The sequence below is a fragment of the Pseudomonas sp. BF-B-30 genome (genome assembly GCF_019956305.1).
GTDB classification, from domain to species: Bacteria; Pseudomonadota; Gammaproteobacteria; order Pseudomonadales; family Pseudomonadaceae; genus Aquipseudomonas; species Aquipseudomonas jessenii.
Genome location: NZ_JAHBDG010000019.1, coordinates 23,250 through 35,944, shown reverse-complemented (window position 1 = coordinate 35,944; position 12,695 = coordinate 23,250). Strand labels below are relative to the sequence as shown.

Annotated in this window: 9 protein-coding genes and 1 pseudogene; 2 read left to right on the top strand and 8 right to left on the bottom strand. The window is 58.8% G+C overall.

All coding sequences use genetic code 11. The annotated features are described in order from the left end of the window. Positions 1 to 462 precede the first annotated feature (462 nt). The 4 genes from KGB29_RS12065 to KGB29_RS12050 all read right to left on the bottom strand — a co-directional run bounded on the left by KGB29_RS12065 (position 463) and on the right by KGB29_RS12050 (position 6,510). On the bottom strand, positions 463 to 4,695 hold the full coding sequence (locus KGB29_RS12065) for a DUF5801 repeats-in-toxin domain-containing protein (RefSeq protein ID WP_223507714.1): 4,233 nt from the start codon (positions 4,693 to 4,695) through the stop codon (positions 463 to 465). A gap of 422 nt (positions 4,696 to 5,117) precedes the next feature. Continuing rightward, on the bottom strand, positions 5,118 to 5,444 hold the full coding sequence (locus KGB29_RS12060) for a DMT family transporter (RefSeq protein WP_150814091.1): 327 nt from the start codon (positions 5,442 to 5,444) through the stop codon (positions 5,118 to 5,120). A gap of 65 nt (positions 5,445 to 5,509) precedes the next feature. Then, positions 5,510 to 6,349 carry an SLAC1 anion channel family protein gene (locus tag KGB29_RS12055; RefSeq protein ID WP_263597717.1) on the bottom strand — a complete coding sequence of 280 codons (840 nt, stop codon included), beginning with the start codon at positions 6,347 to 6,349 and terminating at the stop codon, positions 5,510 to 5,512. Further along, a complete protein-coding gene (locus KGB29_RS12050) occupies positions 6,298 to 6,510 on the bottom strand; it encodes a hypothetical protein (RefSeq protein ID WP_223507712.1) in 213 nt (70 codons plus the stop codon). Before KGB29_RS12050 ends, KGB29_RS12055 begins: the two co-directional genes overlap by 52 nt. Before the next feature lie 115 nt (positions 6,511 to 6,625). On the opposite strand from KGB29_RS12050, the gene KGB29_RS12045 reads away from it, so the two are divergent. Beyond that, positions 6,626 to 7,582: a GlxA family transcriptional regulator gene (locus KGB29_RS12045; RefSeq protein WP_090455525.1), complete on the top strand. Its 957-nt coding sequence runs from the start codon at positions 6,626 to 6,628 to the stop codon at positions 7,580 to 7,582. 175 nt (positions 7,583 to 7,757) lie between these two features. Here the strand turns inward: KGB29_RS12045 and KGB29_RS12040 are convergent, their stop codons facing one another. Both KGB29_RS12040 and KGB29_RS12035 read right to left on the bottom strand, forming a co-directional pair. After that, a complete protein-coding gene (locus KGB29_RS12040; RefSeq protein WP_150814113.1) occupies positions 7,758 to 8,624 on the bottom strand; it encodes a patatin-like phospholipase family protein in 867 nt (288 codons plus the stop codon). 36 nt (positions 8,625 to 8,660) lie between these two features. Next, positions 8,661 to 8,816, bottom strand: a pseudogene (locus KGB29_RS12035) (VOC family protein); the annotation flags it as partial. Between the two features lie 280 nt (positions 8,817 to 9,096). Between KGB29_RS12035 and KGB29_RS12030 the strand changes: the two are divergent. Then, on the top strand, positions 9,097 to 10,071 hold the full coding sequence (locus KGB29_RS12030) for a TerC family protein (RefSeq protein ID WP_150814092.1): 975 nt from the start codon (positions 9,097 to 9,099) through the stop codon (positions 10,069 to 10,071). Between the two features lie 157 nt (positions 10,072 to 10,228). On the opposite strand, the gene dapF is transcribed toward KGB29_RS12030, so the two are convergent. Together dapF and KGB29_RS12020 are read right to left on the bottom strand one after the other, a co-directional pair. Continuing rightward, positions 10,229 to 11,044 (bottom strand): diaminopimelate epimerase, encoded by an 816-nt coding sequence (gene dapF / locus KGB29_RS12025; protein ID WP_150814093.1) that lies wholly within the window; start codon positions 11,042 to 11,044, stop codon positions 10,229 to 10,231. Between the two features lie 211 nt (positions 11,045 to 11,255). Then, positions 11,256 to 12,560, bottom strand: coding sequence for an MFS transporter (locus tag KGB29_RS12020; protein WP_150814094.1), 1,305 nt, complete (start codon positions 12,558 to 12,560; stop codon positions 11,256 to 11,258). Between the last annotated feature and the right edge of the window lie 135 nt (positions 12,561 to 12,695).

Below are 12,695 nucleotides of genomic sequence, written 5' to 3'. Positions count from 1 at the left end.
TCGGTTCTGATCTCCCCGGCCAGGCATTCGTTTCTTGCACCAGATGCTGCGCCTTGGCGTACTTGGGGGCGGAGGAGGGATTTTTGACCAGGCGCGCGCCGTCGTCCTCCAGCCACGCCTGCGGTCTGAATGTGTCGTTTTTTCTGCATACCTGCACCCGGCTAAAACAGGCCCAGGTTGGGGGCTGTGTACGCGAATGTGGGGCGGAAAAAGCCTGCAGATCGATGGGTCAACATGAAAAGCCTGAAGCACCTAAGGGGAGGGTGCAGGCAGAGGTCCATCTGCTGTTTTTGCGTGCAAACACACAAACGGACCCCAATATGCACGCAGCGGCGTTCTTTAAGCCTTGTGCTGCTCGCCAGTTCACAGCGCATGGGATCAAGGGGATCTCGTATCTGAACTGCAAAAAAAATGCGAGGGTGGTTTCCTAGGCCACCCTCGCATCCGTTCACGCGCAAAGCTTCAAGCACTGCCAAAAAAGACGTCGGTATTCAGAACATCAACCCCGACCAAGGTGATGGTCGTTGTTTGTCCGCCCGTCTCGGCAACCGTCACGACGCTGTCTGCACCGGTGTTGTTGATCGATTGGACAACGGCGTTCGGGTCGCCGTTGAGTACCAGCTTGTCCCGCACGCCCAGGCCCGCATCGAAGCCGGTGACCTGGTACAGGTTCTCATTGACTGACAGATCGATGTTGAACGCATCTTGCTCACCGCCCGTGCCAACCAGCGTGAAGTCGAAGGAAGCGTTGGCCGGGTCGTTGGCGAACAGGTTGGCGTCAAACGTACTCGTCGCCGAGTCCCCGTCCTTGTCCGTCAGCGTCGCGCTGAACGCCAGCTGGACATCGCTGGCCAGACTCTCGCTCTGCTGAATGAACTGGATCACCGGAATCTTGATATCACCCCGGCCCATCGTCAGCTGAACCGCGTCGATCAGCAGCGTACCCTCCTTCTGAATGAGGAAGGACACCTGCCCGCCAGCCTCCGGCGTCAGGGTGTTCACCTCGATGCGGTCTGAAAACGTGCCATTCTCGTAGTAGATCCTGTAGTACAGGTCTTCGGTCGCGGTGTTGTAACCCGCCACGGAGTTGTCGATGAAGACCTTCATTCCCGTCAGCAGGCTCTCTGGATTGATGACGAAGCTTTCATCGGCGGCGCTGATTGCCGCCAGGTTATCGCCCTGGAACACGTTGTTGGCGACGCCGATGCCGGACGTGCTGACGTTCATGGCCGCCGGGTCGATGTACCCCGGCAGGGGGTTGGTCTGTAGCGCCGCTTCGGTGGGGTCGGGTGCTCCGAGCCCGATACCGGTCAGGATGTCCGCAGTCGACGCCAGCGCCTTCGCGGAAAAGAACACGATCTCCTCGGATGTCGAAGGAATAGCCGGGTTACTCGTCTGCGGAATCAACAATGTGCGCACCGAATCCGGGCCACCGGCAGCGAGCGAGCCGTCGGCACTGCTGAGCACGATCGTCGAACTGAAGCCTTGCACCAGATCCAGTGCATAGCGACCATCGGCATAGGCGGTCAACGTGTAGTCGACGGTGGTATTCGCCGTTGCGGCGTTGTTGTCGAAATCACCGGTCAAGGTTCCCGCGAACCGGTACGCGCCATTGACATCCGGTGATGGCGACAGCTCGCTGAGCGTGCCGGTCCCGGTCGTGGTCGTGTTGTCTGGCCTGACGAGGGTGAACTGGTTATTGACCAACGAGATATCCAGACCGGCCGCCCCCAGCCCGTCGGCTCCCGTCGCCATACTCCAGAACCCGGATTGCGCAAGGACGCTACCGGTCCCGATCAGGTTGCCGAAACTGAGTGCCGGCCCGTCGTCCTTGAACACCAGGTTCTGCCCGATGTTCAGCGTTGCCTGGGCGCTGTCGCCGTCCCCGTCGGTCTTGATCGCCGTCAGCGTCACCAGATTGTCCGAGGTCAACGACTTCGAATCATCGGGATTGCTTGGGTCGGAATGCACCACGGCGCGGAGCTGGTCCAGCGTGACGCTGCCATTGGCGGCGACGCTGACCGTGAACACCAGCAGATTACTCGTGGCCGTGCGGCCTTCCACCACGGTGCCATTGAGCGACAGGTTCACCGCCTGGTTCGAGGCCGTGTCCGTCAATCCGGAAGCCCCGGCCACCACGCCCAGCGCATAGCTCAGGGTGCCAGCCCCATCGGCGCCAAACGCCGAGGTGAAGTTGGCGGCGAAGCTCTGGGTATCATTGGTCGCCAGTACCGTCTCGTCCACTGTCAGGGTTGGCTCCGTGCCGGTGGTGGTGATGCTCGGCCCGTCGTCCTTGAACACCAGGTTCTGCCCGATGTTCAGGGTCGCCTGGGCGCTGTCGCCCTCCTTGTCGGTAATGGTCGCGGTCAGCGTCACCAGGTTGTCCGAGGTCAGGCTCGTCGAGTCATCCGGATTGGTGGTGTTGGAATGCACCACAGCGCGGAGCTGGTCGAGGGTGACATCACCGTTGGCGGCCACGCTGGCCGTGAACACCAGCAGGCTGGTGGTGGCCGTGCGGCCTTCGACCACGGTGCCGTTGAGCGACAGGTTCACCGCCTCGCCTGTCTCCGTGTCGGTCAACCCGGAAGCTCCAGCCACCACGCCCAACGCATAGGTCAGGGTGCCGGCGCCATCGGCACCAAACGCCGAATTGAAGTTGGCGGCAAAGTTCTGGGTGGCGTTGGTCGCCAGTACCGTTTCGTCCACCATCAGTGTCGGTTCCACGCCGGTGGTGGTGATGCTCGGCCCGTCGTCCTTGAACACCAGGTTCTGCCCGATGTTCAGCGTCGCCTGGGCGCTGTCGCCGTCCCCGTCGGTCGTGGTCGCCGTCAGCGTCACCAGGTTGTCCGAGGTCAAACTCGTCGAGTCATCCGGATTGGTTGGGTCGGGATGCACCACGGCGCGGATCTGGTCCAGCGTGACGCTGCCATTGGCGGCCACGCTGACCGTGAACACCAGCAGGTTGCCGAGGGCCGTGCGGCCTTCGACCACGGTGCCGTTGAGCGACAGGTTCACCGCCTCGCCTGTCTCCGTGTCGGTCAACCCGGAAGCTCCGGCCACCACGCCCAGCGCATAGGTCAGGGTGCCGGCACCATCGGCGCCAAACGCCGAGGTGAAGTTGGCGGCAAAGCTCTGGGTGTCGTTGGTCGCCAGTACCGTCTCGTCCACCGTCAGCGTCGGCTCCGTGCCGGTGGTGCTGATGCTCGGCCCGTCGTCGTCGAAGATCATCTTGGAGCCGATTTCGGTGGTCGTAACAGAGGCTTTGACCAGCGTGAAACCACCGATATCAAAGTCGGCGTGGTCATTGCCCTTGGCAGTGACGGCCGCCCCGTTCTCGATCAGCACGCGGTTGTGATCCGCCGTAGTGGTGTATTCAATCTGGTAGCCGGCTTTAATGCCGGTGAGGGTTGCGACCCCTGCAGCAAAGCTGATGGTAATGGCCGGATCATTCACCGATCCGTCTGAATTCTCGATCACCAGCCCGGTGCTATTGTTGATCACGCGAACATTGGTGATGGCCACCGACGTATCGCCTGCGTATCCATTGATGAAATTCACGCCAGGTTCAGCCGCGGTGCTGAATGCGCTGATTTTTACGATAGCGCTCTTGCCGCTTTGCAATTGCACGACGTCGAAATTGGCCGACTTCGTGTTGTAGACGTCGGTAAAGTCGACGTTGGATTCAAGGTCGGCTTCGTTCTGATCCAGGTTGGGAATGGTCACATTCTGCCTGGCACCCGTGACGAACGAAAAGCGGATGCCCTCTTGCTCCACAATCATCTGATTGTTGGTGCCGAAGGTGGTCGGGCCACCCGCCTGGCTGGTATTGATCGTGTCGCCAGTGTTTATGTTGACGCCGCTTGACTGGTCTGCGGGGTCCTTGCCGGTGGCGATGATGGTGGGATCCGTGATCCGCAACACACCACCGACATCGACAACGTTCGGGTTCGCCTTCGTGAACATCAGGAACAGGTTCTGACCGGAGGGCGCATTGGCCAGGCTGAATACCAAATCCTCACTGGCTCCGATGAAAACCTTATTCAGCAGATTGAGCGAATCATCGGCATTCGTCATATCGGGATGCTTGAGCGGTTGGTACTCCACGGTCCAGATCTTGCCGCCCGTGACCGGCGAACCGGTTTCTTCAATGTAGGCAGCGAACACGATCGCACCGGCCGGGCCCCCGGCTCGGCCCACGACGATGTTGTTGTCGTTCGTATCGGTATAGAGAAGGATGCTGGTGCCATCGAGGGTATCGAGTCCGCTGTCCAGGCCATTGAGCGGTGCGCCTGAACTGTCGGTGAAGCTGATATCGGTAATGCTTCCTCCGGGCGCGGCGGTGACGGTGAATGCATCGCTGCCGGTGTTGCCCGCGGCACCGGTATAGCCGCTCAAGGCCGCACCCGTGGCGGTGCCTGCCCCCAGTCCGGCCAAACGGTTAGCGAATGTCGTGGGCAGGGACGCCACCAGAATGTCGTTGTCGTCAGCGTCCCCCGCAGGGGTTGGCGTGGCAGTGGCGTTCTGCAATCCGGCCGTTTCATCCAGGGTCACGTCCTCGCCGGTCGCCACGACGCCCAGAGCGCTGGCTGTAACCGACGTTGTCACCAATGACTCGTTGAGGTCAGTGGTGAGGGGCTGGGTGAATAGTGCGATCTGATCGTTCGTTGACGATGAGTTTTTTTTCTGAGTAGCCATGACTTTCTCCAAAGCAATTGCAGTCACCAAGGCCGGACCGCGGACCTTTTTTTGGTACATGCCACAACTATGGATAAACGCCGGGCGATATACATCGGCCGATACTCCCAGGCGGGGCAGGAGATTCAGACTACTGGGAAGGGGAGACGGGATGACGCGAAGGAGCGGAGTCGAATATTCCGCTTGTGAATGAGGGCATGGTGCGGGTGTTCAAGGTTGCCGGGGCTTTAACCTCCAGCGCGTCGAACTGAGGTTGAACCTGCTCAGGCGGCCGGGTAGTAAGGCGACATGGATTTAAGACTCTGAAATCAGTAGACGTTCGACTGCGTCTACGAAACCCGAGTGACTCCGTTCGTCTATGTTTCCTGTTCCTCACTGGACTAAAAAAATGGGGCTGTTAATCAATTAATTATTTGCCCTGTTCATGCTGCCCAGCGTAGTCCGGCGACGCTCAGCAGGATCATGCCGATCCAGACAAGTTTCCAGAACGATACCGCATCACCCATCCAATACATTCCAACGACGGCTGTGCCGGCAGCGCCGATGCCGGTCCAGACCGCATAGGCGGTTCCTACAGGCAGCACCCGCAAAGCCATCGTCAACAGGCTCAAACTGCCGGCCAATACTACGACCGTGCCGACCAGCAGCCAGGGCCTTTCAAGGCCATTGGCAGATTTCAAGCCGACCGCAAAGAAAATCTCCAGGAGTCCGGCAACGATCAGCAGTAACCACGATGCGTTGTAAGTCATTCGATGAAACCTGTGTGGGCAAAAAAAAGCGAGCCGGTCAAGGCTCGCCAAAGGGAGGTAAAAGGTCAGTTGGCCAACAGTTTGCCGCTGAACAGGCTGATCAGGGTTTTCACCAACAACACGGTCAGTGCCACGGTGAGAAACAACAGAATTACAGCAGCGATTACCATCAGCGCGGTGTTGTCCTGGGCATGTGCATATTTCAGCGCGGCATTGCTCAGGGCCGCGATGGGAAAGCTGATTGCCCACCACGAAGGGGTAAAGGGCACATCGCGACGGAACACTTTGAAGCCGAGCACCACGAACAGAAACAGGCCGAAGTAGAACAATACGCTGGCAAACCTGTCGATCTCGCCGAACACGTTGGTGTACGCCAGGAAACCGACTTCAAAGGGGGCAATAAGGACCATCAGCGAAGGCACCATGCCTTTGGCCAGCGTTGTCTCATGCACCAGCCGCGAAAAGATCCGGGTGAAGAAAACCAGCGCCAGCACCGCACCCACGGCGAGGGCAAACAGGTTGAACTCAGCAACCCAGGCCATGGGCATATGCGCACCGGTAACCGCGATATCGAGGGTGGCAACACCCGGAATCAACCAGGCAGGTACGGCATTCAACGAATCCTGATTGCCCGACAACAGACGAAAAACCACGAGGCCTGCGAGCAACACCGTCAGTGCGCTGCCCAGTATCCAGAGAGCCCGTCCGAGCAATTCGTTGTGGGGCGCGGCGACTGCCGAAAGCAGCAACAGTGCAATGGTGACGGTGCCGAAAAAGTTGCTGGCGATCGGATGGTTGAACTCGGCCCTTACCGCTTCTGGATGTTTCACCCATTTGCCCAGGTAACCCAAGGTCAACAGCACGAATACCACGCCGGCCAGGGCGCCAATCGCTTCACCCAACACACCGCGACGCCGTAATACTGACCACTCAAGCGCCAAGCCAGTCCCAGACCGGCCAGACCCATGACCGAGCCGAACAGATTGACAGGCAGGTTTTTGATGGACGTATTGCTGGTTTGCACCGATTGAGCGGCAGCGACCGTGGGGGTATATGCAGTGTTCATGGCAGTCTCCCGTTTGACTGAATTTGCTGTTGGGGCTATTTTCAGCCAAACAGACTTTGGCTGAAATAGTCATTAAGCGACGTATTCAGCCAATGATTCGACGAGGACAGACATCATGCGCATAACCCTCCTGGCCTTCCCCCGCGTGCAACTGCTGGACGTTGTCGGACCTGCCGATGTCTTCGCCGAAGCAGCCAGGCAACTGGGCAACCCACGCGCCTATCGGGTTGAAGTGATCGGCACCGGCAAAGGGATGATCAAAAGCTCAAGTGGTTTGAAGCTTGCCATCGACGACACCTTTGAAACGTATAAAGGCAAGATTGACACCTTGCTTGTCGCTGGCAGTCCACACATCGATGAAATTGCCCTGGACCCTGCATTGCAGGAATGGCTACGCCGGCAGGCGAAATCCGTACGTCGTATCGGCTCCGTCTGTAGCGGTGCTTTTTTGCTGGCCGCCGCCGGGCTGCTTGACGGACGCCGTGTCACCACTCACTGGAACTCCAGCGCAAAGCTGGCCAGGGAACACCCGCAAACCCATGTCGACCCGGACAGCATCTTTATCAAGGATGGCAACATCTACACCTCGGCAGGGGTCACGGCGGGCATGGACCTGGCTTTGGCGCTGGTCGAAGAAGACCACGGCAGAGAACTGGCGCTCAGCGTTGCCCGTGAAATGGTGATGTTCTTCAAGCGGCCCGGCGGACAATCGCAGTTCAGTGCGCAATTGGCAGCACAAACCGCCGAACGCAGCGTGATCCGAGACGTGCAGGATTATGTTGTGGAACACCTGAAGGCCGACTTGAGCGTACCCATCCTGGCCGCCCGCGCCGGTATGAGCGAGCGCAACTTCGCCCGTACCTTCAAGGCCGAAGCCGGTTCAACCCCGGCCGAATTTGTCGAACTGGCGCGCATCGATGCGGCCAGACGGTTAATCGAAGACTCGGACGTATCACTCAAGCGCTTGGCCGATACAGTAGGTTATGCCAATACGGACGGGTTCAGGAGGGCATTCATGCGGCGTCTCGGGGTTGGTCCCAGTGATTATCGAAAGCGGTTTTCATCGGTGTAATGTAGAGGGGCCTCATCGCTAAACGTTGCCGCCACATCATGGGCAACCCGAAGCGTGAGCTCCAGGATGGCGGCATTTAGGGCGGGTAGGGCGAGCTGATTTGGGTTGATTTTGAAACGCAGGCATCGCTGGGTGCTGCGGCCTGAAGGTTCGCTGTTTTGGTAATTCACATCACTCAATGCTCATGGGCATGCGAATGGATGGAAAGGGCACCAGGGACCTTGGTGCGTTCGAGCCCCCCACGTTCCAGCCACCGAAGGGTCTGCTCATAGGCACGCTGCAGCAAAGACTCGGTCTGGTCAAAGTTGAAAACCGAGACATCCACCGGGCACAAGGGCGGGACGATGTGCAGACTGGTGACAGTGCGGAAGTGTTCGATGTCGCTCACCAGTTGGCGCATGCTCATCAGATTGACGGTGTGCAGGGCCAAGGCGACCAGTCCTCGGGGAGGTTGCGTCAGGTCGCAACTCACTCCGGTGGGGATTACCACGACGTTGGTGGCTCCCAAGGCTACGGCAGTCGAAATAGGTGTATTGCTTGCCACGCCGCCATCAACCAGAAACTGATCGGCGATTTGTACGCAGGGGAACACCAGCGGAATGGCAGCGCTTGCCAGTAACGCCTGCTCGAGTTCGCCACTGGACAGGACCGTCTCGGCACCACTGAGCAGGTTGGTGGTGACGATGTACAGGGGCAGCACCGCATCCTCAATGCGGTGAATGGGCAGTGCCTGACCCAGCAGCCGATTCAAGGCCGACGGCTGCAACAGATAGCCACGCCGTTTGATCAATCCTCTACAGGTATCGAACCAAGAGAGGGGGAAGATGTCAGTTTTACTCAGCCCGCGCCAGAATCCGGCGAGTGCCTGGACGCCATCGGAATCGGGTCTTGCGGCAAAGTAGGCACCGTTGATAGCGCCTACCGAAGCACCAATCACCATGTCAAATCGAACATTGGTTTCGACCAGGGCCCGCAACATTCCCACCTGCACCGCCCCCAAACTGCCACCGCCAGCGAATACGATTGCGGTTTTGGTCGTCATGGCGGAAGTCTCTGTGCGGAAATGTATCGAATGAGTGTAGCTGGCGGGGTCCAGGACGATGAATTCGCGCTGGCCTACTTCTACATTGTCAGCCCGATACCAGGTGTCTTTGCATTCTCGATAGAGAGGAAATCCAACCGGATCAAGTTTTTGGGTGACGGGTGCGACAGCCTCAACATCAATTTGTAGGTTATGCAATTGCCGGTAGCCGAGCATCTGAATCAACACTTCGTAAAAAACGAACAATTCGCAACGAATAAACGATTTTTACTGATGCTACATGCCCGTTAGCATGACCTCTTCCAGCCCATTTACTTCATGCGGAGACAGTCATGCAAATGGCCATCCAATGCCGCGGTTTCGAGATTACTTCAGCAAGCGCCTGGCCTACAGCTTAAGTCACTGCGCCGCCCGCATTGGGGCGGGTGATCGTGCGGCGCTATATGAGTATCGGCCAACCTTGGATAGTTAAATGACCACCATTAGCGTCGGCCAATCTTGGATGTGGGTCGCCTTTATCGGGTTCGTCCTCGCCATGCTGGCGCTGGATCTTTTCGTCTTCGGCGGGCGCAAGGCGCATCGTGTTTCAGTACGCGAAGCGCTGGCCTGGGTCATCGCCTGGACCAGTTTGGCGTTGGTCTTCTCCGTCCTGCTCTGGTGGTATCTGCGCGGCATGTTCGGCGCCGAAGTGGCCCAGCGTACAACGCTCGAATTCCTGACGGGCTACCTGATCGAGCAGTCGCTGTCGATCGACAACATGTTCGTTTTCGTGATGATCTTCGGCTATTTCGCCGTGCCGCCAGAGTTGCAGCGCCGCGTCCTGCTCTATGGCGTGCTCGGCGCCATCATCATGCGCGCCGGTATGATTTTCGCCGGTGTCTGGCTGGTGCAGGAGTTTGCCTGGCTGCTCTATGTCTTTGGCGCTTTCCTCCTCATCACCGGCTTCAAGATGCTGATCTTCGCCAACCAGCAACCAGACCTCGAAATGAACCCTTTGCTGCGCTGGCTGCGTAGCCATCTTCGCATCACCGACGGTTTTCACGGCGAGCGCTTCTTCGTGCGCCAGAACGGCCTGCGCTGGGCGACGCCGATGTTCCCGGTGCTGGTACTGATCGAGGCCAGCGACCTGGTGTTCGCGGTCGACAGCATCCCGGCTATCTTCGCCGTCACCACCGACCCCTTCATCGTGTTCACCTCCAACATCTTCGCCATCATGGGCATGCGCGCACTGTATTTTCTGCTTGCCGACATGGCCTACCGTTTCCACTTGCTCAAATATGGTCTGGCCATCGTACTGGTGTTCATCGGCGGCAAGATGCTGGTCGCGCCGTGGTGGCACATGCCGATCCAATGGTCGCTGACCACAGTCGGCGGCATCATCTTGATTTCGGTACTGTTGAGCCTGACTTTGACGAAGAGCAAAACACGGGTTACGGGAGAACAATGATGAATTTGAGGCAAGAACGGGCGATGGCGGCACCGACGCTAGCTGAGCGCGACAGTGATGGTCGACTGATCGGCATAGTCATCGACCGGTTGAATCCACAACCCAAAGCAGACGGTGGCGACAGGCAAAAGTCGGCCAATAGCGGCCTACCTGAAAATCAAGCTTTCAACAAAGCATCCGCGATTGTTCCTGAAAAAGTCGTCTCTACCGGCCCGGTGAGAAAAACTGATCCCTCGCCATCCCATTGAACCGTTACAGCTCCGCCGTCACATTCGACCTCAACGCAATTGTCTAGCAAGCCACGACGAATTCCGTTAACTGCGGCGCCGCAAGAGCAGGAGCCTGAACCCAGCGGGATACCGCCCCCGCGCTCCCAAATTCGCAACCGGATGTGCTTTCGGTCAATGATCTGGACGAAATGCACGTTCGTCCTGAGGGGAAACAAGGGGTTGGTTTCAACTCCCGGTCCAATCGTTGCAATCTCAACGGCTGTCAGATCATCCACAAAATAGGTGCAGTGCGGATTTCCCATGCTGCAAGCTGTTGGGTGACCGGCAAGTGGCATCACTAAAGTGTCCATTTCCAAAGCCAGAGGAACATCCGACCAACCCAAAAGTGGCTTTCCCATGTTTACAGAAATGGCGCCGGTTGAAGTTCGTTCGCAAGTCAGCAGGCCACGGTTGGTTCGCAGTGCTGCCGAAGTCATATTGGATTCACGCATCAGCATATCAGCGGCCCCGCGCGTTGCGCTGCCACAAGCATCCAGCGTTGAGCCATCTGCATTCCAGAACATCAAACGCGCATCTGCATCATCGCAATCAAACACCACCGCGAGTTGATTGAAGCCGACTCCTCGGTTCCGATCTCCCATTAGACGAGCCATATTGCTGGTGATTGGATTCGGTGATTTTCGCGAGTCGACGATAACGAAATCATCGCCATTGGCGTGCATTTTATGAAAGCTGAGCGGCATAAATAGACCTGGCAGCGGGACATGTGATGAGTTGACGTTTCAAAGCGATCTATCCCTATTCGCATGATTTTTTCAAGCTATGTGAAAACTCATTAGGCGAATGTGTTTGGCAGACCGGACACATCGTTGTGTTTGATTCGTCACCGGCTGCTTTTGGCCGAATTAGGTCAGTTTCGACAGGCGAAGACCGACCCGATGCAGGGAGTCCCTTTCACTTTTCGAGACTCTCGGTATGGCTGACAGCTACCTGCCGCCCGCGCTCCAGGTTGACGCCGGCCAGGATCAGCAGGCCGACAACGAAATAGCTGCCGGTAATCAGCATCGCCAGGCGGTGATCGCCTCCGGACAGCCAACTGGTCAGACCGTAAGTCATGGGGCCGAGGATTGCCGACAGTTTGACGGCCAGCCCCCAGAGGCCGAAGAACTCCGCCAGCCGCGTCGGCGGCGCGAGCAGACCGACTATCGCACGTCCGGCCGATTGGCTGGCGCCCATGCACAGACCAGCGAGGTTGGCCGCCAGCCAGAACAGCCCGGGGCCGCGCGCGACCCAGACCAGACCGACCATGCCGAGCCAGCCCAGCAGGGTCAGCGCCAGCGTGGTGCGATGGCCGAGGCGATCCTGCAGCCAACCGAACAGCACGGCACCGATGGAGGCCGTGATATTCACCACGAAGATCAGCAGCAGCGTGTCCTGGGTATTGAAGCCCATGACCTGATTGGCATAGATGGCAGCCAGGGTGATCACCGCCGAGATACCGGCCTGGTAGCAGACGGTGCAGGCAAGGAAGCGCAGCAGGTCACGATAGCGGTCGGCTTCGCGCAGCGTCTGCGCGAAGCGCGCCAGCGCCGCCTGCGGGATAGGCCTGTCGCTGCTCCCTGTCTGCGGCAGGCTGCGTTCACGCAAGAACAGGAAGGTCGGTACGCTGGCCAACGCGAACAAGACCGCAGTGATCAGCATGCACACCGGCACGAACTGCGCCGCCGTCTGGCCTTGCGCCTGGGCCCAGCTAACGAAGGCCAGGCAGGCGCCCAGGCTGACCAAACCGCCAATGTAACCCAACCCCCAGCCCCAGCCGGACACCTTGCCCAAGGCATCCGCACGGGCGAGCTGGGGCAGGAAGGCGGCAATCAGGTTCTCGCCGCTGCCGAAGCAGTAGTTGGATAGCACGATGAACAGAATCGCAACGCCGAGCTCCCCCGGCCCGGCCAACGCCAGTCCAGCGGTAAAGACGACGCAACCGACCGTGCTGAACAGCAGCAGACGCTTCTTGCAGGCGAAGGCGTCGGCGTAGGCACCGATCAGCGGAGCGGTCAGGATGATCAGGGCGTAAGAGAGGGATATGGCGCTGGTCCAGGCCAGCGTACCCCAGGCTTCGCCCTTGGCGACCACGGCGACGAAGTAGGCGTTGAACACGGCGGTGATCACCACGGTCGTGTAGCCGGAGTTGGCGAAATCGAACATCGCCCAGGCCCAGATTTCTCGGCGTGTCACTCCGGGGGCAAGGCTGGCTGGCATGGCAGATCTCTCTGCAGGGGCTGCGTTCTTCAGAAGCCTAGCCCCGGCTCACCCATCCTGCGAGCGCTGCAGCTGATGATGGCATTCCCAGTCGCCTCCGTAGGCGCATAATGGCAGTTGGCAAGGATCTACACA

Coding starts and splice junctions, on each gene's coding strand:
- KGB29_RS12065 (WP_223507714.1), bottom strand. CDS start 4,695: ATGGCTACTCAGAAAAAAAACTCATCGTCAACGAACGATCAGATCGCA.
- KGB29_RS12060 (WP_150814091.1), bottom strand. CDS start 5,444: ATGACTTACAACGCATCGTGGTTACTGCTGATCGTTGCCGGACTCCTG.
- KGB29_RS12050 (WP_223507712.1), bottom strand. CDS start 6,510: ATGAACACTGCATATACCCCCACGGTCGCTGCCGCTCAATCGGTGCAA.
- KGB29_RS12045 (WP_090455525.1), top strand. CDS start 6,626: ATGCGCATAACCCTCCTGGCCTTCCCCCGCGTGCAACTGCTGGACGTT.
- KGB29_RS12040 (WP_150814113.1), bottom strand. CDS start 8,624: ATGACGACCAAAACCGCAATCGTATTCGCTGGCGGTGGCAGTTTGGGG.
- KGB29_RS12030 (WP_150814092.1), top strand. CDS start 9,097: ATGACCACCATTAGCGTCGGCCAATCTTGGATGTGGGTCGCCTTTATC.
- dapF (WP_150814093.1), bottom strand. CDS start 11,044: ATGCCGCTCAGCTTTCATAAAATGCACGCCAATGGCGATGATTTCGTT.
- KGB29_RS12020 (WP_150814094.1), bottom strand. CDS start 12,560: ATGCCAGCCAGCCTTGCCCCCGGAGTGACACGCCGAGAAATCTGGGCC.